Here is a 21,198-nt window from a genome sequence, read left to right as displayed (position 1 = left end):
ATGGAGAGGGGTGAAACGATGGATGTAGATGGCGTATTCTCAGGTGGTGGTGTAAGAGCGATCGCATTTATTGGAGCCTTGAAAGCTGCGGAGCGGAAAGGTATCACATTTAACAGAACAGCCGGAACGAGTGCTGGGGCTATTTTCGCAGCGGTAGTGGCAGCAGGTTATAAAGCAGATGAAATCAAGTCGTTACTCCATGAAGTGGATATTAGAGAATTTCTTGATCCAAGAAGGCTGTCTATAGCTTTTCCTTTCATGAAATGGCTAATGTTGTACTGGAAATTAGGTCTCTATAAGGGGAGGCGGTTGGAGCAGTGGGTGGATGAGGTACTTGCTGCCAAGAGAATAAAAACTTTCGGTGATCTTCCTGAAGGCTCCCTGAAAATCATCGCTTCTGATATTACGAATGGGCGTCTTATCATTTTACCGGATGATTTAAAACGATATGGCATTTTGCCGGAACGCTTCAAAATTTCAAAAGCTGTCAGGATGAGTGCGAGTATCCCTTATTTTTTCGATCCGATGAAATTGTATGACGCAACGGGTAAAAAGAACATCATCGTGGATGGTGGAGTATTAAGTAATTTTCCGATTTGGTTATTCCAGAATGGGAAAACGGAGATCACGCGGCCGACACTCGGCTTTCAGCTAAAGCCTTCACAGTACGAGCAAAAACCGAATAATGTCAAGAATGCAATTTCTTTATTCCATGGGCTGTTCGATACGATGATGGATGCCCATGATGCTAGGCACATTTCGACAGCCCACAGTGCTGATATCGTTTTTATCCCTGTAAAACAAATTTCAATGATTAATTTTGACCTCTCTTCAAAAGTGATTGATGAATTGACTGATTTCGGGATAGACAGTACAGAGAAGTTTTTAAGGAATTGGCGCCATTACCGGCCTAAAACAAGTCTTTCAACAAAAAAATCGAGCATCTTATAGTGCTCGATTTTTTTTCTTCCCTTTTTTACCTTCTATTACTTTGAAGTTATGATCATTTGTTCGTTTCTTCATTTTCGATAAGGAGGATTTTGTCTTTGGACTTGGCTTTACCTTCGACGGTTTTTTGATTGATTTCCCTGGTTGATTCTGATATTTCTGTGCAGAATAGCGAGCCGCCTGCTTGTATTTATTGACATCTTTACCGCCACCGCCACCAAATCGCTTTAAAAGAAATCGTTTATACAAGAAGTATAAGATTCCACCGACTGCAGCGGCAATCAGCACCATTCGTACAAGGTACATCGGATTGGTGATTAAGGTTATCACAAAGCCAAATGCTGCAAGACCAAGTATCAACATGACCAATACGTTGAACTTTCGAAACAACATGACTCACCTCCTTAAAAAATTAAACGACTTCAGCAGTCTTTCCGGTGGCCGCTTTTTCATAACGTCCATCACGTTCAAGCATCTCATTGAATGATGCGATGGCTACCTCGGTCTGTTTATCAGTCGGTTCCTTAGTAGTCAATAGCTGGAGCCATAGGCCAGGGTAACCAATGTAACGTAGTACAGGGATGTTTCTCAATTTATTTGTACCTTGCAGCACTTCATAAGAAACGCCTAATACAATAGGGATCAGTGACACTCTGGAAATCAACCGCAGCCATAATGGTTCTGATGGTACAAATAAATAGATAAAGACCCCGATAGCGACGGTGAACAATATGAAACTGCTGCCGCATCGATAGTGTAATCTCGATTGCGCTTGCACATTTTCGACTGTCAAAGGCAATTTGTTTTCATATGCGTTTATTACTTTATGTTCAGCACCATGATATTGGAATACCCTTTTAACTAATGGTGCCATTGATATGAAATATAAATAAGAAAGCAATAAGATCAATTTAAGAAAACCTTCAATAATATTCTGTCCGACATGCCCTGAAAATATAGGTATCGGTCGAAATGCTTCAGCCGCAATAGCAGGGAGCAAAGTGAACAAAAATTTACCGAAAAGGAATGAGAGGACACCGATCAATGCTGTTCCAAGAATCAAAGTCAATTTGGAAGGTTTATTTTCTGCCAGGACCTGCTCATCATCCTCTGGTGCCACATCGTATCGATCTGTAGAGAAATTCAAATGCTTCACACCGTTCGCGCTAGCTTCAATGATTGCCACAAACCCTCTGATCAATGGTATTTTTTTTAGAGAGTTAAGAACGGGGCGATGCTTCTTTTTAACTTCGAAGTACTCGATTGAGTCGTCTTTCCTCCGAATTGCTGTTACGTAAGTATGTTTTCCAGCGAACATGACACCTTCCATTACGGCCTGGCCGCCATATGCTGGAGTTTTATGTTTAGACATACATCCACCAACCTATCTATGCATTACCATTCTAACTCTATTCTACATGATAGTCTGTAAAACCGCTATATGTGTGGACTCCATGTTATTCAATTTTCAATCCTCCAGGCTTATAACTTACTGGTAAATGGAACATATTATCAGTGAGAGCCCGCTGGAAAAATTTTTATATAAGTAGGTGGACTTTAGTATATATGTTCCCTTTTCCATTTATTTAACACATTTAAACTGGATTTTTTCAATTGATTTTCATCATGGTGAGACTGAAGGGTAATTTTGGAGGTGCAAAAATGAAGTCTGAACGTAATGGTCAGGAAGAAACTGATCACAGAGAGCCTTTAGAACAGAATCAAACGGAAAAACAAGTTTCCTTTACTGGAAGGGTTTTAACCATCGGATTCATAGGTGGGTTATTCTGGAGTCTAATTGGTTATCTATTGTATCTATTGAACTTTACGAAAATAAAGCCTGCCCTGGTTTTAACCCCCTGGGTAGTTGCAGATTGGAAAGATCAAGCATTAGGGAATTGGATCGGGATTTTCATTATCGCCTTTTTATCCATGTTAGTGGCGATGGCGTATAAAATCCTGCTTGCCAAGTTCAAGCATATGATTACGGGGGTAATTTATGGAATTATACTCTGGGGTATCGTCTTTTACTTATTACGGCCGATTTTTCCAGCTTTAGAGCCGATTCAGGAATTAGGGACGAATACAGTGACAACCACTTTATGTTTGTATGTGTTATATGGATTGTTTATCGGTTTCTCGATATCATTCGAGTATGATGAGCTGACCAAAGCGCGGCAGGAAGGGCATTGAACTATTCAAAAACAATGACCTGTGATAGAATGTTCCATGGAACATTCTGTTTTTTTGTATATGCACTCCTATAAATAAAAGGGGAGAAGTACATAATGAAAATCATGGTGTTGAACGGTCCAAACCTGAATCGGTTAGGTAAAAGGGAACCTGATATCTACGGACGGGAGACGTTGGAACAGATCATGGCCTCGCTCGAATCTGCTGCCAAGGATAATGGATGTGACATTGAAGCTCGTCAATCCAATCATGAAGGTGATCTTATCGATTGGATCCATGAAGCTGGCGATAAGTATACTGGATTAATTCTCAACGCGGGGGCATTCACACATTACAGCTATGCAATCAGGGACGCACTTGCAAGTATTGACATTCCTTCAATAGAAGTTCATTTATCCAATATATATGCACGTGAATCGTTCAGACATACGTCTGTCATTTCAGAAGTTACGATCGGGCAGATCTCAGGTTTTGGCAGTATTGGGTATGAACTGGCTTTTAAAGGGCTTTTACATTATTTAAAGGGGGAAGAATATTGAATCGAATTGAACGTTTAAGAGCATTGTTCAATGAATATGGAATTGACGGAATGTTAATCACAAGTGCAAGCAATCGTCGGTACATCAGCCAATTTACAGGTTCTTCGGGAGTTGTGCTCATTTCGGATCGAGAGGCGAAGTTGATCACGGACTTCCGTTACATCGATCAAGCAAATACGCAAGCGAAGGGTTACGAAATCGTCAAACATACCGCTCTGATTCCTGATGAAGTCGCCATACAAGCGAAAAAAATGGGGATATCAAAACTGGGATTCGAGCAAGACCACCTTACATATGCGGCACATCAGACATATAGTGATAAGGTTTATAGCGGCCTCGTTGCTGTTTCAGGCATGATTGAAAAGCTCCGTTTGATAAAAGATGAAGAGGAGTTGCAGATTTTAAAAGAGGCAGCCGATCTTGCTGACAAAACATTTGAACATATCTTGACATTCATCAAACCTGGTATGCGAGAAATTGACGTTTCAAATGAGCTGGAATTTTTCATGAGGAAAAATGGTGCAACCTCATCTTCATTTGATATCATTGTAGCATCTGGAGAACGTTCATCCCTACCGCACGGTGTGGCAACTGAAAAGGTTATTGAAAAAGGCGATATGGTGACTTTGGATTTCGGAGCGCTTTATAAAGGATACTGTTCAGATATTACCCGTACCATTGCAGTCGGTGAACCGAGTGAAAAAATGAAGGAGATCCATCAAATTGTCCTTGATGCCCAGTTGAAAGGATTAGAAGGATTGAAACCGGGAATGACTGGTAAAGAAGCAGATGCATTGACAAGAGATTATATCAAGGAAAAAGGTTTTGGTGAAAATTTTGGCCATTCAACAGGACATGGAATCGGTTTGGATGTCCATGAAGGTCCAGGTCTTTCCTTTAAAGTTGATACAGTTTTGGAGCCTGGCATGGTGGTAACGGTTGAACCAGGCATCTATGTTTCCGGGCTGGGCGGTGTCCGAATTGAGGACGATGTCGTCATCACGAAAACAGGCTGTGAAAAATTATCAACCTCATCAAAAGAATTATTCATCATTGGTGAGTAAAAACAGGAGGAAACAATATGATTTCAGTCAACGATTTTAAAACAGGATTAACAATAGAGGTAGACGGAGGGATCTGGACAGTCCTTGACTTCCAACATGTAAAACCTGGTAAAGGGGCTGCTTTCGTACGTTCAAAACTTCGCAACCTACGTACTGGGGCAATCCAGGAGAAAACTTTCCGTGGTGGAGAGAAAGTAGCGAAGGCACACATCGACAACCGACGTATGCAATATCTTTATTCCTCAGGTGATGTGCATACGTTCATGGATAACGAAACGTACGAACAGCTTGAACTTCAAACGGACCAAATTGAAGAAGAGCTGAAGTACCTTCTTGAAAACATGACAGTACAGGTACAAATGTATCAAGGAGAGACAATCGGTGTTGAACTTCCGAACACGGTAGAACTTGAAGTGACAGAAACTGAACCTGGCATTAAAGGAGATACGGCATCTGGTGGTACGAAGCCTGCTACTCTTCAAACAGGACTATCTGTTCAAGTTCCTTTTTTCATCAACGAAGGAGACGTACTTATCATCGACACCCGTTCTGGAGAATATGTGTCTAGAGCATAATTTATATAATATCGAAAAGGAGACCCGGACCAATCTTGGTTCGGGTCTTCCTTTTTTAAAGGATAAGAAAGTATAACAATTTTGTTCCGATGAAGGATGTCTAGCTCCACCGCCCGACCACTTGGAACACTTCAGTCCTCCTGTGGCGGCCGGCACATTGGAGTACTACTTAAAAAGTTACCCACGCAGAACCGAACTTTGTTTGGTTCGAGCCTCCTCGTTTGACCTCCAGTGACCTTCGTGGTTGATCAGGGCGTTTGCGCTTTTCTTGATGTCTAGCTCTAACGCCCAACCACTTGGATCACTTCAGTCCTACTGCAGCGGCGACAGCCTCCTCGTCGGACTTCCAGTGACCTTCGTGGTTGATCAGGGCGTTTGCGCTTTTCTTGTGCGATTTTATAATTCTGTTACATGATTTTAAAAATTCCTCTAAAGATCATTAAAAACAAGGAATTAATTTTGCGTATGTCCACAACTTATAATTCCCCATATAAAAAGATCCAGTTCACTAGTCTACTTCTGTATTTCAGAACATAGGTTGTACAAAAAGTGGAGGAAGTTATGAAGTATCTCATTGATCATTTTGATCCTACTGTACTTAATATGGCTGGTTTGAGACTATTGTCTGCCACCTTCGAACTTACTGCTGTTTTCCTAATGATCTATTTCAATTCAATACAGAAAGCGGTCCTGATAAATGCTTCTTTGGCCTTTGTGGGACCTGTGATCTTCATTTTTACGATGGCGCTAGGTCTGATGGGACTCGCAGGGGATCTTTCATTCAGTAAATTAGCTCTCATTGGGATCGGTGTGCTCATGATTTTAATAGGGGTTTTGAAATGAGTGTTCTTCATTTACCAGTGTCATAAAAAAGCTTGTTCAGCCATACATTGGGAACAAGCCCATATAAAGAAATGGGGATGTACCATGGAAGAAATTCTTGATATGCTGCCAGATTCATTAAGGGATCTCCTATATTCCCCGATCAAAAATCCAGAGGAGTCAGTTGAGGAAGTGAGGGTTCGGATCAACCGTCCGCTTGAGATTATTTGTGGGGGAAAACCGGTATATCCGAAAACAGGACTAGGGGATCCGTATATTGTTACATTTCAAGATGGAATCCAACTCATGAACAAGTTGAGCCAATTTTCTTTATATGCCTTTGAAGAAGAACTGAAAAGGGGTTATATCACGATAAAAGGCGGCCATCGTGTTGGACTTGCCGGCAAGGTCATTACAGAAAAAGGACAAGTCAAAGCTATTAAAGACGTCAGTTCTTTCAATATCCGGGTTGCTCGGCAAAAAATAGGGATTGCAGAGCCGGTCGCCCCTTTTCTTTTCAGAAAAAGGTGGTTGAACACCTTGATCATCGGACCGCCTCAATCTGGTAAAACAACGCTTTTGAGGGACTTGGCAAGAGTTGCAAGTACAGGTATGCCAGAACGGAACATTCCAACATCAAAAGTTGGAATTGTGGATGAGCGTTCTGAAATAGCGGGCTGCATCAAGGGTGTTCCGCAGCATGACTTTGGAACGAGGATCGATGTGCTTGATTCATGTCCGAAGGCAGAAGGGGTCATGATGATGATCAGAAGCCTCAGTCCAGAAGTCATCATCGTTGATGAGATCGGCAGGCAGGAAGATTCTGAAGCCATTTTAGAAGCTATGAATGCAGGGGTGCAGATGATCATGACAGCACATGGATACAGTATCGAAGATGTCTTGAAACGACCTACGATCAACACGCTGTTAGACATTCAATTGTTCGACCGTTTTATAGAAATGTCTCAAACCAATAGCCCAAGTCGAATCAAACGAGTCTTAGATAGTGGATTCAAGGTGATCAACTATGAACAGGAACGAACCGCTACATGAATGTGATTGGAGCTGTCTGTATCATTCTTGCAACCACTTGGGCAGGATTCGAATGGGCTAAGCGTCTCCAAGAGCGACCGAAACAGTTGAGGCAATTAAAGGTTGCTCTTCAATCACTTGAAGCTGAGATCGTTTATGGACTGACTCCCATCTATGAAGCAAGCATGAATCTTTCCAAACAAATGAAAGCACCGCTCTCCCTTTTCTTTGAAGAAGTAGCCGGCCGTTTGTATACGGGAAGGTGCACTGTTCAAGAAGCATGGGAGGAGAGCCTAGAAATCATAAAAAAGCATACTGCCTTCCAAAAAGGTGAAATCGAAGTTTTGAAGCAGTTTGGAGCTACATTAGGCCGACATGACCGCGATCATCAACAGAAGCAGATCCGGCTTACGATCGTGCATCTTGAGCGGGAAGAGAAAGAAGCAGAGGATATACAGCACCGCTATGAAAATATGGTCAAGAGTCTTGGGGTTTTAGTAGGGTTATTGATTGTCATTTTGCTGATTTAGCTAGAGAGGAGAAAGCAGGATGCCTTACGATGTTAATACTATTTTTCAAATTGCTGGGATAGGTATTGTGGTTGCCATGTTACATACCGTGTTGAAACAGATGGGAAAAGAAGACATTGCCCACTGGATTACATTGATAGGATTTGTTCTTGTCCTTTTTATCGTCATTACATTGTTAGACGATCTGTTCCAACAAATAAGAGGTGTGTTTCTCTTCCAGGGATGAGGAGGGGGTTCCAATTGAGATCATCCAGATTGTAGGGTTCTGCCTGATCGCTACATTTCTCACGATTATCATTAAGGAACAGAAGCCTGCTTTTTCTTTCCTCGTGATTCTTTTTGCCGGTGCGACTGTTTTCTTGTTTTTAATAGGAAAAATACAAGCTGTGATCATGATGTTGGAGCGTCTTGCAACCAACGCCAATCTGAATATGGTGTATGTCGAAACGATCTTGAAAATCATCGGTATTGCCTATATCGCTGAATTTGGAGCTCAGATCACTCGGGACGCGGGACAAGGATCGATTGCTGCGAAAATTGAATTGGCTGGTAAGGTTCTGATTCTTGTAATGGCGATCCCGATCCTTACTGTTTTGATAGAAACGATTATCGATTTCCTGCCAAATTAGGAGTGAATGACATGCCAATCAACTCAAAGATAAAAGTCGTGTTCGGGATCGTTATGGCTGTCATTTTTTGTATATATGTGGGACAACCTTTCAATCATGTAAATGCGCAAACGGGTGATAAAGAACAGATCAAAGCGAGTTTGAAGGTGGAAGACGAACACCTCGATGATATTCGTGAATACTGGAACAAAATCCGAAGTGAATATGGCGGGTTTTTACCGGAAAGCCAAAAGGGCAGTATACTAGAGTTCATCCAAAGCGATCAAGATTTTTCATTGAAAGAATGGGCGATCGGTCTTCTTAAATATCTATTTCATGAGATCCTGACAAATGGGAAGCTTCTTGGGATGCTGATCATGTTAACGGTTTTCAGCATGCTCCTTCAGACGATGCAGAACGCCTTTGAAAACCAGGCAGTAAGTAAAGTCGCTTATGGGATTGTTTACATGGTGTTGATCGTCATTGCACTTAATAGCTTTCATGTTGCAGCTGACTATACCATTGATGCGATCAAAAATATGAATTCATTCATCATCGCACTTATTCCTTTATTACTAGCTTTGATGGCAACAACAGGGAGTATTGCATCGGTTGCTTTTTTCCATCCCTTCATCATTTTCCTTGTGAATACGAGCGGGTTGTTGATCCAGCATTTCGTCCTCCCTCTCTTGCTCCTTTCAGCATTGCTCAGTATCGTGAGTACGCTGACCGATCATTATAAAGTGACCCAGCTCGCTAATTTGCTACGCGGTATAGCGATAGGAACTATGCTTGTTTTTTTTACTGTTTTCTTAGGAGTCATAAGTGTACAGGGGGCAACTGCTGCGGTTGCCGACGGAGTGGCGATCCGGACCGCTAAATTCATAACTGGGAACTTCATCCCTGTTATCGGTCGGATGTTCACGGACGCCACAGACACCGTCTTAAGCGCCTCATTATTATTGAAAAACACAATCGGAATTGCAGGAGTTGTTATTTTGATCCTGCTTTGTGCGTTTCCTGCGCTGAAAATCCTATCTCTCGTATTGATCTATCAAATTGCTGCTGCGGTTTTACAACCGTTGGGTGGTGGTCCGATCATCCAATGTTTAACGATCATCAGCAAGAATGTCATGTTTATTTTTGCAGCGCTGTCCATCGTTTGTTTCATGTTTTTCCTGGCGGTAACGATGATGATTGCAGCTGGAAATCTCACACTGATGATGAGGTGAGCGGAGGAGGAATCCGAGTGTCTTTTATTAATGAATGGGTGACGAACATCATTCTGATCATCCTGTTGGCGACCATCCTGGAATTACTGCTGCCCTCTAATGCATTTCAAAAATATGTGAAAGTCGTCATCGGGCTGCTCTTGATCATCGCCATCCTGAATCCAATGATCAAGATGTTTTCCGTAGATCTCAATCAAGAACTGGCATCATTGGGATTAAGTGAAACTGTGATAAACGATGGAGAGATGAAAAATTTGATAGAAAACAAGAAAAGTGAAATACAAGCCTCACAAGATGCATATATTTTAGAACAAATGGCTGTCCTACTACGACAAAAAGTAGTAGATAAGCTGGCAGACCAATATGAGAAAAGGTTAAAGGATGTGGTGATACAGGAAAAATCCCAAGCTGGTCCAGAAAAGAGTCAGTGGCTCATCCGTGCCACTTTGGAAAGTGAATCGAGCGTTGAAGATGCGATTGAAACCATCCAAAAGGTGGAGATCAATACAGGAGAAATCAAAGAGCCTGACGAGGAATCGTCCGACTTGAAAGAGATCAAGGCTTTTCTTTCCAAAGAGTGGGAAGTGTCACCTGAGCAAATCGTTCTTGTAGAGGAAGGAGGATCGTAATGCCAAATGTCTGATAAGAAAAAACAGAATGAATGGTTGAAATCGATTCTGAAATCCAACAAAGATGGCATGAAGCTGAACCGTAAATCCCAATACATTTTACTTATCCTCGGCTTCGGGATTGCCATGATGCTCATCCAAAACCTGATAAGTACACCAGATGCGACTCCAGCTATGAACTCAACAGAAGATGACGAGGAATCCAAGTCGACATTCTCAATAAAAAAATCAGACGATCCTTCTTCGATAAGAGAGATGGAAGAACATTACGGGAACCAATTGAAGGAAATCCTCGATGAAATGATGGGAGTTCAAGATACCAGTGTAATGGTCTTTCTTGATTCCACTTCAAAAACAATTTACGAAAAGGATACCTCAAAACAAGATTCTACCACTGATGAAACTGACCAACATGGGGGGAAGCGTAAATCCACAAACCTTCAAACGGAGGAAAAAGTCATCATCATCCAAGGTGAAAACGGTGAACAGCCGATTGTAGTCACTACCGAAAAGCCGGAGGTGAGAGGCGTACTTATTTTAGCTGATGGGGCACAAAACATGAAAGTGAAAAGTTGGATTATCGAAGCGGTCTCGAGGGTGCTTGACGTACCCAGTCATAAAGTGAGTGTTGGACCGAAAAAGCAGAAGGGGGAATAATGTATGTTATTGAAAAAACAAACGGTTTGGTTATTGACAATGTTGAGCTTGATTATCGTTTTATCCGTGTATTACATCACTACACCGGAACAATCTCCGACAGACTTCGCTGCTCAGAATGAGGATAAGAAAGAAAGCGCTAAAGAAGCGACTGGAGATTCGGTCGTGACAGAGGTTGACAGCGACGAGATGTTTACAGAACTCCGAATGAAGATCGAAGACAAGCGCTCTGAGCTTCAAGACAAATACAATGAGGTCCTTGCTTCTACCAGTGTTTCAGCCGAAGTCCAATCACAGGCCCTTGGTCAGTTGGAAGAATTACAAGAACTAGCGATGAAGGAAGAAACCCTCGAAACGTTGATCAAGGGAATGGGCTATGAAGATGTCCTCGTCAATACGATGGATGCAGAAGTTCAGATCATTGTACGCGCTAATGAAGAATTAAGTAAAAGTGAAGCGAATGCAATCATGCGCAAGGCTCAAGAACAACTTGGCAACAAACATGTAGCGGTCCAATTCCAAGTCGCGAAGAACTAATCAATCATAGAAGGGAGGCAGTCCTCTGGGCTGCCTTTTTCCTATTTGAAGGGTTTAAAATAATTTATCGGATACAAGGGCTCGTAACGTGACAGAAAAGATGTAAAAAATCAAATTTCAGTTTCCTTATGACCAAATAAAGGAACAAATACCCTATATATTAATCAGCCGCACTTTCTTTTCGGTACGATGCGACTAAAAAATATAATCGGTACCCTCCCCAAATAGAGTGTGTTATGATATAAACGAATTAGTACCAGCTCACATAGTAAGGTGGTAAGTTTTAGAAAGTTTGAATTATGCTATAATGATTATAAAATAGTAGAAACAATGAAGGAGTGGAAATTATGCTCAAAATTCAAGAAATTCGTGAATTGATCAAATTAATCGATCAATCTTCTATTAATGAATTCGAATATGAACAAGAAGGTGCAAAGATCACAATGAAGAAAGGTGTAGAGGAACAGCCGGAAGTACAACAAACACCTCAAGCAGTAACCCAGGCACCTGTTCAAGCGGAAGTACCACAACAAAATCCGCAAACAGTAGAAGAAAAGCCTGAACCAAAGAGCGAAGATGAAAAGCCTGGAAAAGAAATGGATGAATCACTACATAAGATCGAATCACCAATGGTCGGTACATTTTATGCATCTCCCTCCCCAGATGAAGATTCATACGTTAAGACAGGCGACAAAGTATCCAACGACTCGATCGTCTGTATTATCGAAGCGATGAAGCTCTTCAATGAAATCGAAGCGGAAGTGAATGGGGAAATAGTAGAAATACTCGCAGAAAATGGACAGCTGGTCGAGTATGGACAACCCTTATTCCTTGTGAAAAAACAATAAGGTGATTTCAATGATAAAAAAAGTACTCATAGCGAACCGAGGAGAAATTGCTGTCCGGATCATCAGAGCTTGTAAGGAAATGAACATTGAAACGATCGCTGTATATTCTGAGGGCGATAAGGAATCATTGCATGTACGTTTAGCAGATGAAGCCTATTGTATCGGCCCCATACTGGCGAAGGAAAGTTATTTGAACTTTACAAACATCATGAGTGTTGCAACATTGACTGGTGCTGATGCCATACACCCTGGTTATGGGTTCTTGGCTGAGAATGCTGATTTTGCTGAAATTTGTGCTGAATGTAATATTACTTTCATTGGACCGAGCCCTGAAGCGATCAGTCGAATGGGGACGAAGGATGTTGCCAGATCGACGATGAAGGAAGCTGGAGTTCCGATCGTTCCAGGCTCTGAAGGGATCATTGAAACCAAAGAGGAAGCGATAAAATTAGCAGAGGAAATGGGGTACCCTGTCATCATCAAGGCAACGGCCGGCGGCGGAGGTAAAGGAATCCGTGTCGCCCGTACTGAGCAAGAGCTAGTAAAAGGGATCAACATGACTCAACAAGAAGCTGCATCAGCTTTCGGAAATCCAGGTGTGTACATTGAAAAATACATTGAAGATTTCCGCCATGTTGAAATCCAGGTGCTTGGTGACAACCATGGAAATGTAATACACTTGGGTGAACGTGACTGCTCGATTCAGCGTCGTTTGCAGAAACTGTTAGAAGAAACCCCTTCTCCAGCCCTCGACCCTGAAAAACGGGAAGAAATGGGAAAAGCTGCAGTGCGGGCAGCCCAATCAGTGAATTATTCTGGAGCGGGTACGGTAGAATTCATTTTCGAGCACAATACCGGTGATTTCTACTTCATGGAAATGAATACAAGGATCCAAGTAGAGCATCCTGTTACAGAAATGGTCACAGGTATCGACTTAATCAAAGAACAAATTCGAGTTGCAAGTGGTGAGCGGTTATCTTATAGCCAGGATGACATCAAGTTTGAAGGCTGGTCGATCGAATGCCGAATCAATGCAGAGAATCCGGATAAGAACTTTATGCCTTCTGCTGGCAGGATCGAAATGTATTTGCCGCCAGGCGGGCTAGGTGTTCGTGTCGATTCAGCCGCCTATCCAGGTTATTTCATTCCACCTTATTACGATTCGATGATCGCGAAAGTCATCACTTATGGGAACACACGGGAAGAAGCGATCCGCCGGATGAAACGTGCATTGAGTGAGTTTGTCATTGACGGTGTTGATACAACCATTCCATTCCACCTGCGCTTACTAGATCATGAAAAGTTCAATAGCGGTGAATTCAATACCAAATTTTTAGAGAACTATGATTTAACATCAAAATCATCAAAGCGGACTTCAAATGGAGGTGAGTAGTATGAACGAATATCAAACATTTGAAATGGAAGAAAAGGATGCGAATTTAGGCAAGGTTGAAATCTCACCAGAAGTAATTGAAGTGATCTCTAGTCTTGCTGCTACGGAAGTAGAAGGAGTTTCCGCAATGCGTGGGAACTTTGCTTCCGGGGTAGTTGAACGTTTCGGCAAAAAATCACTTGGTAAGGGTGTAAAGGTCGAGCTTTCTGAAGAAGGAATCAACATCGATGTTTTCGTAACGATGAGTTTCGGTGTATCGATCCCAGATACAGCTGAAAAGATCCAGGAAAACATTAGACACACACTCCATACGATGACAGCTTTAGAACCAAATCGTATCGATGTACATGTGGTCGGTGTGCAATTTGAAGGTAAAGTGAATCCGGCAATGGAAGAAGATCAAGAATATTGATCAGCGAACTGGCTCAAAACAAACAGTAGACTCCTCCTATTACCACCATTGGAGAACGAGAGGAGTCTGCCCGTTTCGAGTCAGTTTTTCGATTATAACGTATTAAACATGTGTATGCTGTAAAGGTAATGGTCTCTATGCTATCATCGGATAGAGAAGAAATGAAAGGAAGTATCACGATATGAAAAGAAGGAATGCAAGGGAAAAGGCTTTACAGTCTTTATTTCAAATAGATGTAAGCCAATTAGACCGTTCTGAAGCGATTGGCCACGTTCTTGAGGAAGATCAAGAACGAGATGAATTCCTTGTCCAGTTAGTCGAAGGGACAACAGATCATAAGGAAGAAATTGATACACTTATTAAGGAACATCTCGAAAACTGGAGCTTTGAACGAATCGGGAACGTAGACCGTACTGTACTGCGGCTAGCTGTCTATGAAATGTTATATATTGATGACATTCCGATCAAGGTTACCTTCAACGAGGCGATTGACCTTGCCAAAACATTCGGAGGGGACGAATCTGGTCGCTTTGTGAATGCCGTACTTTCAAAAATAAGCAAAACGATCCAATAGTGGAGGGGATATTGATGGTTGCAGAGCTTATAAAGGGAAATGAAATTGCAGAAGTAAAAAGGAATGAAATGAAAGAGGAAGTACAAAAACTGAGAAGTGAGGGGATCATCCCTGGTTTAGTTGTTATTATCGTCGGCGATAATCCTGCTTCTTTATCCTACGTTAGAGGGAAAACGAAAGCATGTAAGCAAGTAGGTATAGATGGTAAGCTCATTGAACTTTCTGAGGATACCTCAGAAGACAAGCTGCTGGAAATCATCAACCAATATAACAACGATGATGAATGTCATGGGATCCTCGTACAGTTGCCATTACCTGAGCATATCTCGGAAACAGCAATCATCGAAGCGATTTCGCCAGAAAAGGATGTAGATGGTTTCCATCCGATCAATATCGGCAGGATGATGACTGGACAACGCGCGTTCTTGCCATGCACACCTTATGGAATCATCGAAATGGTGAAGGCAAAGGGTATCCCCATTGAAGGAAAACATGTCGTCGTGATCGGACGAAGCAATATTGTAGGAAAGCCTGTTGGACAATTGTTCCTAAATGAAAATGCTACTGTTACATATTGTCACTCCAGAACAGCCAATATGAAGGAGATCACAAGGCAGGCAGACATATTGATCGTTGCTGTAGGTAAGATGCACTTTGTTGGAAAAGAATTCATCAAACCAGGTGCTGTAGTGATTGATGTTGGAATCAACCGAAAAGATGATGGTAAATTGACAGGGGACGTCAATTTTGAAGAAGCTGAGCAGGTTGCATCCTATATCACTCCAGTTCCGAAGGGTGTAGGCCCGATGACGATCACGATGCTCCTTCAAAATACAGTCCAGTCAGCGAAGTGGAGTCATCAAATAGAAGGTGTGCTTTAATGCAACAGGATCCATATATAAGCATCACAGAGCTTACCCGCTATATAAAACGTAAATTCGATATGGATGGAAAGCTCCAAGACATTTGGCTTAGAGGTGAGCTGTCAAATGTAAAACACCATAGCCGCGGGCATATGTATTTTACTGTAAAAGATCAAAACAGCCGGATCAACTCCGTCATGTTTGCCGGGAACAACCGTTTCTTGAAATTTCGTCCTGAAGAAGGGATGAAGGTTTTGATCCGAGGGGAAGTATCCGTCTATGAACCGCATGGGCAGTATCAACTTTATGTGAAAGAAATGCAGCCTGATGGAATCGGCAATTTGTTTCTGGCATTCGAAGAATTGAAAAAGAAGCTTGAAAAGGAAGGGCTTTTTGCACCTGAACGAAAAAAGAAGATCCCAGCAACCCCTAAACGGATAGGGGTTATTACTTCTCCTACAGGAGCGGCAGTCCGAGATGTATTAACCACAATTAAACGGCGCTTTCCAATTGCAAAGGTCACTGTTATGCCTGTGCTGGTTCAAGGTCCGAATGCAGCATCGAGCATTTCAAGAGCTATTGATTTTGCTAATGAACAAGGGAACTGGGATATACTGATTGTCGGCCGTGGCGGTGGCTCCATTGAAGAGTTATGGGCTTTCAATGAGGAAATCGTCGCCCGTAGTATATTCCATTCCATCATTCCGATCATCTCTGCGGTAGGTCACGAAACAGACTTTACGATTGCTGATTTTGTAGCTGATATTCGAGCCGCCACTCCGACAGCAGCTGCTGAAATAGCTGTACCTCATATTGAAGAATTGCAAGAAAGAGTAACACAGCGACAGCTAAGATTGACAAGAGCTATAACGGAGCATGTAAAAAGGTTGCGGAACCTACTGGATAATCATCAAAAGTCTTATGCTTTCAGATACCCGCTTCAACTCGTTAAACAGAAAGAACAAGACCTTGACCGGACCATGGAACGTCTTCAAAAAACACGTTCAAGAACCTTCGACCGAAAAGCTGAACAAATCGATCAGCTTATAAGCCGTTTGGAACGCAATCATCCTGAAAGACGATTTAACCTATCAAAGGACAAGCATCAAGTATTGGTCAGAATGTTGAAAAAGGAAATGCGAAATATATTGGATCATAACAGCTCGGATTTTCAAAACAAAATCGGGAAGCTGAACGCTTTAAGTCCATTAAGTATTATGGAAAGAGGTTATAGCCTGGCTTATGACCAGGGAACTGAAAATCTTATTAAAAGCGTGAAACAAGTACAACCAGGTGATCAAGTCACTGTCCGCTTGAAGGACGGGAAATTGGATTGCCAAGTATGGGGACTTGAGGAGAGTGAGAAGTGATGGAAGAGAAAAAAGACCAGAGCTTTGAAGAAGCGATGGTGAAACTCGAAGAAATCGTCGGCAAATTAGAAGAAGGTGACGTACCTCTTGAAGAGTCCATTCGTCTATTTCAAGAAGGGATGAAGCTTTCAAAGCTATGCCACGATAAGTTACAGGATGTTGAAAAGCAGATGGATGAGTTATTGAAGGAAAATGGGGAAACAGAACCCTTTACGATACAGGAGGAAGACTGAGGTTGGACAAAAATACTTTCTTGCAGCTCCTTCAACAAAAGAAAAATTTAATTGATGAAACCTTACCAGGGAAGGTTGATAGGCTCCAAGGGCATACAAGCTTAAAAGAGGCGATGCTGTATTCGATTTTAGCTGGTGGCAAACGGCTTCGTCCCACCTTATTGCTGATGACGATCGAAGCTTTTGAAAAGGATAGCAAGTTTGGTCTGGATGCTGCTTGTGCTGTCGAAATGATCCATACCTATTCCCTCATCCATGATGATTTACCGGCAATGGACGATGATGATTTCAGAAGAGGCAACCTTACCAATCATAAAATTTATGGGGAAGCGATGGCAATACTTGCGGGGGATGCTTTACTGACCTATGCATTCGAAGTGATTTCCGGTTGTAAGCTATTAAATGATGAATTGAAGGTTGATTTGATCATGAACCTTTCCAAAGCTGCGGGTCCAGAGGGAATGGTAGATGGCCAGGCAGCAGATCTTGAAGGAGAAGGAAAATCGCTATCTTTAGGCGATTTAGAACAGATCCACCGTAAAAAAACAGGAGCACTCTTGGGTTACGCTATTTATGCAGGTGCTCGGATCGCAGGGGGAGAAAGACGGCAACTGGATCATCTTATCCAATTCGCCCATCACCTAGGACTTGCTTTTCAGATCCAAGATGATATTTTGGATGTAGAAGGTGATGAAGCAAAAATCGGAAAGCCAATTGGCAGCGATGTGCAAAACAACAAGAGTACATACCCGAATCTTTTGACCATTACTGGGGCGAAAGACCAGTTGTTCAGGGAAGTGGATTATGCAAAGAAACACTTATATAAAGCAGGCATCAAACATGAATGGTTAGAGCATTTCACAGACTTTATGATCAGCAGGGATCACTAGAAATATTGAGACATAACCGTTCCTGTGGTATATTATAATTACATGAGGAGTGGTGCAGTATTCTAGTCAGTCTCCCATTTCTGAGGGCGGGCCTAAAAATCCGCCAAAGGGCACATCGATGAAGTTCCTTGTATAGGCTCGAAGCGCCCAGCTTTGGGTCTACACTGGGAGTTAAGGCTGAAGGGCGATCCACAATGGCATGTGGGCGTTGACCCTTTTGCCGCGGAGGACCTCAACTTTGCGGTTTGTGTGCTAATACCTTATTGCGAACTGGGGTTATAAACCTGATTCAACGGTTTTTTCGGTCGCTAGAAACTACTGTTGAGCAGCGTAGCCTGCCTTGAGTGGAGTTTGAGGGGATTATGGAAGAGGAAAAATCTTCGGTTGGCCGCTGAAGAGTATTCTATACCATATGAAATCGACTCTGCGAAAGAGGCTAGGGAATGGTAAAGACTGTTGAGGAAAACTCCTAGACTGTTCCATGTGACGTTCAAAGGGGATTATAGTGCGGACTAAGTGGTAATCTAGTCTGACGATTGGCGACAACGTCAAGGGAGGATTAAAGGGAAACCTCCAGTGTGGCAACGCATTGGTACCTCTCTGGGAAAACCTACTGGACCTAAGCCGCAGTGTTTACTCTTTGAATGACCACTCCACAATACATATAATGAAATTCTAAACAACTATTAGGATAACTAATTATCGATGATGATATATTCAAAAGGAGTACCGATGAATAAAGTTTTCAATAAATCCTTAAAATGGAGTACTGGAATCGCCGTTATCACGCTCGTGTTAGCGGCTATTTTTTCAGTTGTTTCAACCTTGTCCCTAGAAGGCGTCAATTGGGCCGCCGGCATGATTATTGTATTTATGATTGTGCTGATAGGCGTTATATTTGATATTATAGGAGTGGCTGCTACAGCTGCAGATGAAGTCCCTTTCCATGCAATGGCGTCAGAGAAAGTAAAAGGCTCGCGACAAGCGATTGCCATCAGTCGTAACGCCGATCGGGTTGCAAGCTTTTGCAACGATGTTATTGGGGACATATCTGGTATAATAAGCGGTACGGCTTCTGCCGTAGTCATCGTACAGTTGACTGATGCCTTTGGCGGGGATGACGCGACTGCTTTTCAATATATCGTATCAATTGTATTTACCAGCGTAGTTGCTGCGCTTACTGTTGGAGGGAAGGCATTTGGTAAATCATTTGCCATTCATTTTTCCACTTCCATTATTTTTCAGGTAGGACGAGTAATCTATTTCTTTGAGGAAAGATTAAAGTTAAAGCAATTGATCTCTCAGCCCGCCCGAACTAAATTTAAACGCAATACAAAAGGAAAGTGAGGATGTTCCATGAATTTGGAATCAATCAAAGATCCTAAATTTTTGAAAAAACTAGATGGAGAACAACTTGAAGAGTTGGCCTCGACCATTCGCACTTTTTTAATCGAAAAGATTTCAAAAACAGGCGGGCATCTAGGTCCTAATTTAGGGGTAGTTGAGTTGACTTTAGTCCTGCATAAACTGTTTGAAAGCCCGAAGGATAAATTCATTTGGGATGTAGGACATCAAGCGTATGTCCATAAAATTTTAACAGGAAGAGCGGCGCAGTTCGATACATTGAAACAATATAAAGGATTGTGCGGATTTCCGAAACGCTCTGAAAGTGATCATGATGTCTGGGAAACCGGACATAGTTCCACTTCCCTTTCTGCTGCTATGGGAATGGCGTCAGCACGGGATTTAAAAGGGACTGATGAAGATATCATCGCAGTTATTGGGGATGGGGCTTTGACAGGTGGTATGGCTTTGGAAGCCTTGAACCATATCGGCCACGAACAAAAAGATCTGATCGTCATTTTGAATGATAATGAAATGTCGATTGCCCCGAATGTTGGTGCACTTCACAACGTTTTGGGCCGTTTAAGGACGGCAGGGAAATATAAACGGGTAAAAGAAGAATTCGAAGCATTGATCAAAAAAGTTCCTGCAGGTGGGCGTCTTGCTTCAACTGCAGAGCGATTGAAAGATTGCCTTAAGTACTTGCTAGTATCAGGGATTTTCTTCGAGGAACTAGGTTTTACTTACTTGGGACCAGTGGATGGACATAATATGGATGATCTGATGGAAAACATCAAGTACGCCAAAAAGACCAAAGGACCTGTATTGGTACATGTCTTGACACAGAAAGGAAAAGGATATAAGCCTGCCGAAACAGATGCGGTCGGGACTTGGCACGGCCCTGGGCCTTACAAGATCGAGTCAGGGGATTTCATCAAACCGGCTGTAGCTGGACCAGGGTACAGCAAGGTCGTTTCCGAAACACTAAGGACCATAGCCCGTAAAGATGAACGGCTCGTCGTATTGACTCCGGCTATGACAGTTGGATCCAAGTTAGAAGCGTTCGGTGAGGAGTTTCCAGATCGGCTTTATGATGTCGGTATTGCAGAACAGCATGCTACGACGATGGCAGGTGGCCTTGCTACCCAGGGGATGAAACCGGTCCTTTCAATCTATTCCACTTTCCTTCAGCGTGCCTATGACCAACTTGTCCATGATGTTTGCCGCCAAAACCTGAATGTCGTCTTTGCAGTGGATCGCTCCGGATTAGTAGGTTCAGATGGTGAAACACATCAGGGTGTATTTGATATTGCGTTTTTACGCCACTTACCAAACATGATTGTCCTTAATCCGAAAGATGAGAATGAATTACAGCATATGGTCTATACAGCAACGGAATATGATGAGGGGCCTATCGCAGTCAGGTTCCCAAGAGGAACGGGCCTCGGTGTTCCGATGGACAAGGAATTGAAAAAGATCGAAATTGGTACATGGGAAGTTTTGAAGGATGGGAAGGATATTGCAATCCTTGCAGTCGGAACGATGATTCCTGTAGCTCTAAAAGCAGCAGAGAAATTGAAGACACTGGGGATTACAGCGATTGTCATCAATGCCCGTTCCATTAAACCATTGGACAATGGCATGATTACTGAACTTATAACGAAGCATATTCCGATTCTGACAATCGAAGAAGGGATCCTCCAAGGCGGATTCGGAAGTGCTGTACTGGAATTCATTCATGACCTTGGTATACAGGGTGCCGTTATTGACCGTATGGGCATTCCAGATCGATTCATTGAGCACGGAAGCGTGTCTCAATTGCTTGAAGAAATCGAATTGACACCAGAAGGGGTCATCGAACGCGTATCACGGATGATTCCGAAGAAACAGCAAAGGGCCTATTAA

26 protein-coding genes are annotated in these 21,198 nt (G+C 42.5%); 24 read left to right on the top strand and 2 right to left on the bottom strand.

Annotation, left to right across the window (positions count from 1 at the left end):
• Positions 1-18 precede the first annotated feature (18 nt).
• Entirely contained in the window at positions 19-951 is a 933-nt protein-coding gene (locus L1611_RS01480; protein ID WP_236311274.1) for a patatin-like phospholipase family protein, read from the top strand.
• On the opposite strand, the gene L1611_RS01475 is transcribed toward L1611_RS01480, so the two are convergent.
• The gene (locus L1611_RS01475) at positions 946-1,341 is read right to left on the bottom strand and encodes an SA1362 family protein (protein ID WP_236311273.1); all 396 of its coding nucleotides are present in this window, start codon (positions 1,339-1,341) and stop codon (positions 946-948) included. The two genes, L1611_RS01480 and L1611_RS01475, sit on opposite strands and share 6 nt — an antisense overlap.
• Before the next feature lie 19 nt (positions 1,342-1,360).
• Positions 1,361-2,320: a DUF1385 domain-containing protein gene (locus tag L1611_RS01470; protein WP_236311272.1), complete on the bottom strand. Its 960-nt coding sequence runs from the start codon at positions 2,318-2,320 to the stop codon at positions 1,361-1,363.
• Between the two features lie 290 nt (positions 2,321-2,610).
• Between L1611_RS01470 and L1611_RS01465 the strand changes: the two genes are divergently transcribed.
• The 23 genes from L1611_RS01465 (at position 2,611) to dxs (ending at position 21,198) form a co-directional block, all read left to right on the top strand.
• A complete protein-coding gene (locus tag L1611_RS01465) occupies positions 2,611-3,141 on the top strand; it encodes a YqhR family membrane protein (RefSeq protein WP_236311271.1) in 531 nt (176 codons plus the stop codon).
• 92 nt (positions 3,142-3,233) lie between these two features.
• Positions 3,234-3,680 carry a type II 3-dehydroquinate dehydratase gene (aroQ, locus tag L1611_RS01460; protein ID WP_236312008.1) on the top strand — a complete coding sequence of 149 codons (447 nt, stop codon included), beginning with the start codon at positions 3,234-3,236 and terminating at the stop codon, positions 3,678-3,680.
• Entirely contained in the window at positions 3,677-4,744 is a 1,068-nt protein-coding gene (locus L1611_RS01455) for a M24 family metallopeptidase (protein ID WP_236311270.1), read from the top strand. The genes aroQ and L1611_RS01455 overlap by 4 nt, the downstream gene beginning before the upstream one ends.
• Before the next feature lie 17 nt (positions 4,745-4,761).
• Positions 4,762-5,319, top strand: coding sequence for an elongation factor P (efp, locus tag L1611_RS01450; RefSeq protein WP_236311269.1), 558 nt, complete (start codon positions 4,762-4,764; stop codon positions 5,317-5,319).
• Between the two features lie 561 nt (positions 5,320-5,880).
• Entirely contained in the window at positions 5,881-6,162 is a 282-nt protein-coding gene (locus L1611_RS01445) for a YqhV family protein (RefSeq protein WP_236311267.1), read from the top strand.
• Positions 6,163-6,246: 84 nt separating this feature from the next.
• A complete protein-coding gene (gene spoIIIAA, locus L1611_RS01440) occupies positions 6,247-7,194 on the top strand; it encodes a stage III sporulation protein AA (protein ID WP_265738326.1) in 948 nt (315 codons plus the stop codon).
• The gene (gene spoIIIAB / locus L1611_RS01435) at positions 7,191-7,703 is read left to right on the top strand and encodes a stage III sporulation protein SpoIIIAB (RefSeq protein WP_236311265.1); all 513 of its coding nucleotides are present in this window, start codon (positions 7,191-7,193) and stop codon (positions 7,701-7,703) included. Before spoIIIAA ends, spoIIIAB begins: the two co-directional genes overlap by 4 nt.
• A gap of 19 nt (positions 7,704-7,722) precedes the next feature.
• On the top strand, positions 7,723-7,929 hold the full coding sequence (spoIIIAC, locus tag L1611_RS01430; RefSeq protein ID WP_236311264.1) for a stage III sporulation protein AC: 207 nt from the start codon (positions 7,723-7,725) through the stop codon (positions 7,927-7,929).
• Between the two features lie 13 nt (positions 7,930-7,942).
• Positions 7,943-8,332, top strand: a complete 390-nt coding sequence (spoIIIAD, locus tag L1611_RS01425) for a stage III sporulation protein AD (protein ID WP_236312007.1) — start codon at positions 7,943-7,945, stop codon at positions 8,330-8,332.
• Positions 8,333-8,385: 53 nt separating this feature from the next.
• Positions 8,386-9,543 (top strand): stage III sporulation protein AE, encoded by a 1,158-nt coding sequence (spoIIIAE, locus tag L1611_RS01420; RefSeq protein ID WP_407681699.1) that lies wholly within the window; start codon positions 8,386-8,388, stop codon positions 9,541-9,543.
• A 17-nt stretch (positions 9,544-9,560) separates the two neighbouring features.
• On the top strand, positions 9,561-10,172 hold the full coding sequence (gene spoIIIAF / locus L1611_RS01415; protein ID WP_236311261.1) for a stage III sporulation protein AF: 612 nt from the start codon (positions 9,561-9,563) through the stop codon (positions 10,170-10,172).
• 6 nt (positions 10,173-10,178) lie between these two features.
• Entirely contained in the window at positions 10,179-10,829 is a 651-nt protein-coding gene (gene spoIIIAG / locus L1611_RS01410) for a stage III sporulation protein AG (protein WP_236311260.1), read from the top strand.
• Between the two features lie 3 nt (positions 10,830-10,832).
• A complete protein-coding gene (locus tag L1611_RS01405; protein ID WP_236311259.1) occupies positions 10,833-11,366 on the top strand; it encodes a SpoIIIAH-like family protein in 534 nt (177 codons plus the stop codon).
• A gap of 347 nt (positions 11,367-11,713) precedes the next feature.
• Complete coding sequence (gene accB, locus L1611_RS01400) at positions 11,714-12,214, top strand: acetyl-CoA carboxylase biotin carboxyl carrier protein (protein WP_236311258.1); 501 nt, start codon at positions 11,714-11,716, stop codon at positions 12,212-12,214.
• Between the two features lie 10 nt (positions 12,215-12,224).
• Positions 12,225-13,607, top strand: coding sequence for an acetyl-CoA carboxylase biotin carboxylase subunit (gene accC, locus L1611_RS01395; RefSeq protein WP_236311257.1), 1,383 nt, complete (start codon positions 12,225-12,227; stop codon positions 13,605-13,607).
• Position 13,608: 1 nt separating this feature from the next.
• Positions 13,609-14,019, top strand: coding sequence for an Asp23/Gls24 family envelope stress response protein (locus L1611_RS01390; protein WP_225063712.1), 411 nt, complete (start codon positions 13,609-13,611; stop codon positions 14,017-14,019).
• A gap of 181 nt (positions 14,020-14,200) precedes the next feature.
• On the top strand, positions 14,201-14,593 hold the full coding sequence (nusB, locus tag L1611_RS01385) for a transcription antitermination factor NusB (protein ID WP_236311256.1): 393 nt from the start codon (positions 14,201-14,203) through the stop codon (positions 14,591-14,593).
• A 14-nt stretch (positions 14,594-14,607) separates the two neighbouring features.
• On the top strand, positions 14,608-15,474 hold the full coding sequence (gene folD / locus L1611_RS01380; RefSeq protein WP_236311255.1) for a bifunctional methylenetetrahydrofolate dehydrogenase/methenyltetrahydrofolate cyclohydrolase FolD: 867 nt from the start codon (positions 14,608-14,610) through the stop codon (positions 15,472-15,474).
• Entirely contained in the window at positions 15,474-16,826 is a 1,353-nt protein-coding gene (xseA, locus tag L1611_RS01375; RefSeq protein ID WP_236311254.1) for an exodeoxyribonuclease VII large subunit, read from the top strand. Before folD ends, xseA begins: the two co-directional genes overlap by 1 nt.
• Positions 16,826-17,059 (top strand): exodeoxyribonuclease VII small subunit, encoded by a 234-nt coding sequence (locus tag L1611_RS01370; RefSeq protein WP_236312006.1) that lies wholly within the window; start codon positions 16,826-16,828, stop codon positions 17,057-17,059. Before xseA ends, L1611_RS01370 begins: the two co-directional genes overlap by 1 nt.
• 2 nt (positions 17,060-17,061) lie before the next feature.
• Positions 17,062-17,949, top strand: a complete 888-nt coding sequence (locus L1611_RS01365; RefSeq protein WP_236311253.1) for a polyprenyl synthetase family protein — start codon at positions 17,062-17,064, stop codon at positions 17,947-17,949.
• A 732-nt stretch (positions 17,950-18,681) separates the two neighbouring features.
• On the top strand, positions 18,682-19,296 hold the full coding sequence (locus L1611_RS01360) for a hypothetical protein (RefSeq protein WP_236311252.1): 615 nt from the start codon (positions 18,682-18,684) through the stop codon (positions 19,294-19,296).
• A gap of 9 nt (positions 19,297-19,305) precedes the next feature.
• Entirely contained in the window at positions 19,306-21,198 is a 1,893-nt protein-coding gene (gene dxs / locus L1611_RS01355; RefSeq protein WP_236311249.1) for a 1-deoxy-D-xylulose-5-phosphate synthase, read from the top strand.

Origin of the sequence: Pseudalkalibacillus salsuginis, from assembly GCF_021646685.1 — a bacterium.
Lineage (GTDB): Bacteria > Bacillota > Bacilli > Bacillales > Fictibacillaceae > Pseudalkalibacillus > Pseudalkalibacillus salsuginis.
This window is presented reverse-complemented; position numbering and strand designations above follow the sequence as displayed.